This window comes from Mycobacterium shunyiense (assembly GCF_058270075.1).
In genome coordinates this window covers 1-1512 of record NZ_JBZDPU010000042.1, presented here as the reverse complement: position 1 = coordinate 1512, position 1512 = coordinate 1, and the positions used below count along the sequence as shown (strand labels likewise).

Genomic DNA, 1512 nt, shown 5'->3' with positions numbered 1-1512 from the left:
AAAGCATCTTCGTCGGACAAGGACGCATCCAACCCGGCCCCACCGTCGAATTCCAAGTCTTCCGAGTCGCGGCATGAGTGGGCTGCATACCCAGGTACAGCAGCTGCTGCGCTCCCTGTCCGAACGGCCTGCTGCGCAGCCGTGGGAAATGTCGATCGCGGCTTACCGGGAGGCCGGGGAGAAGTTGATCACGTTGGCGGGCGACCTTGACAATCGTTGCGCAGTAGACGATTTCACGATCCCCCTCCGCGACGGTGTAGTCGCGGCGCGGTGTTACCGCCCACCCGTAGCCTTACCGGCACTGCCGGCCGTTGTTTATCTGCATGGCGGGGCGTTCGTACGTGGAAGCCTCGACACCCACGATCGGCTGTGCCGGAAGCTCTGCACGCGGGGCGAACTCATCGTGGTTTCCGTGGCATACCGGCTGGCACCCGAATACCAGTTTCCCTGCGCTCACCACGACGCCGGCGAGGCGTTTACCTGGGTGAGTGAGCACGCTGATGATCTAGGCATCGACCCCGAAGCCCTTGCGGTCGCGGGTGATTCCTCCGGCGGCGCACTGGCGGCAAGCGTTGCGCTTGCCTCCCGAGAACAAGGCCCTCCGGTCAAGGCCCAAGGTCTGCTGTGCCCCGCACTCGATGCCACCATGAGCAGCAACTCGGTCGAACGGTACAAGGACGGCCCCTTCCTCACCCGGACCGCGCTGGACTGGGCTTACGACATGTACGTACCCGAACTGGACGACCGTGGTTCGAGCCTCGCCTCGCCATTGCTGACGCAGAACCTCGTGGGCGCCCCGCCTGCTGTGATCGTCAGCGCTCAGATCGATCCCGTTGCCGATGACGCGCACCGCTACGGTGGCAGGCTCACCGCGGCGGGAGTCAAGGTTCAAACCCACGAGTACGAGGGCATGCCGCACAGCTTCCCCTTACTGGCAGGCGTACTCGACGACGGCGATCACGCGATCACCGTATTCGCGAGGGAACTCGCAGCGTTCCTCAGCTAGCTTTCTACCCCGGCCCATCGGGCCGTTCACCCCTGGTTCAAACACGCACCAGCACAGGCTATTACCGCGGTGTGCTGTGCTGACTTGCGCTCGCTCCAGGCGCCACTTCCACCGTCAACTAGGGCGTGTCTGACAAACATTTTGGATGTGGCGGTCCAGACTTGGGGTGTGTCGCGTTTTCAGTTGCTTTCCGATGCTCAGTGGGATCTGATCGCTGATCTTCTTCCTGTTCGAACAGGTAAGCGTGGCAGGCCTTTTAGTGATGCCCGCTCGATGGTCGAAGGCATCATCTACCGGTACCGCTGTGGCATTGCCTGGCGTGATGTGCCCGAGGTGTTCGGTCCGTGGCAAAGCATCTGGACCTGGCATCGACGCATGAGTGCTGACGGGACCTGGGATATGGTCCTATCGCGGTTGCTGAGCATGGCCGATGAGGCCGGGGGGATCGACTGGGCGGTGTCGGTGGATTCCACCATCGCCCGTGCTCATCAGCACGCCACGAACAT

2 protein-coding genes are annotated in these 1512 nt (G+C 62.6%); both read left to right on the top strand.

All coding sequences use genetic code 11. The annotated features are described in order from the left end of the window. Positions 1 to 73: 73 nt before the first annotated feature. Positions 74 to 1006 (top strand): alpha/beta hydrolase, encoded by a 933-nt coding sequence (locus tag AC4ELH_RS35255; RefSeq protein WP_064958328.1) that lies wholly within the window; start codon positions 74 to 76, stop codon positions 1004 to 1006. Between the two features lie 168 nt (positions 1007 to 1174). Then, positions 1175 to 1512 (top strand): transposase (locus AC4ELH_RS35250; RefSeq protein WP_498889579.1); only part of this gene is annotated, 338 nt, incomplete at its 3' end.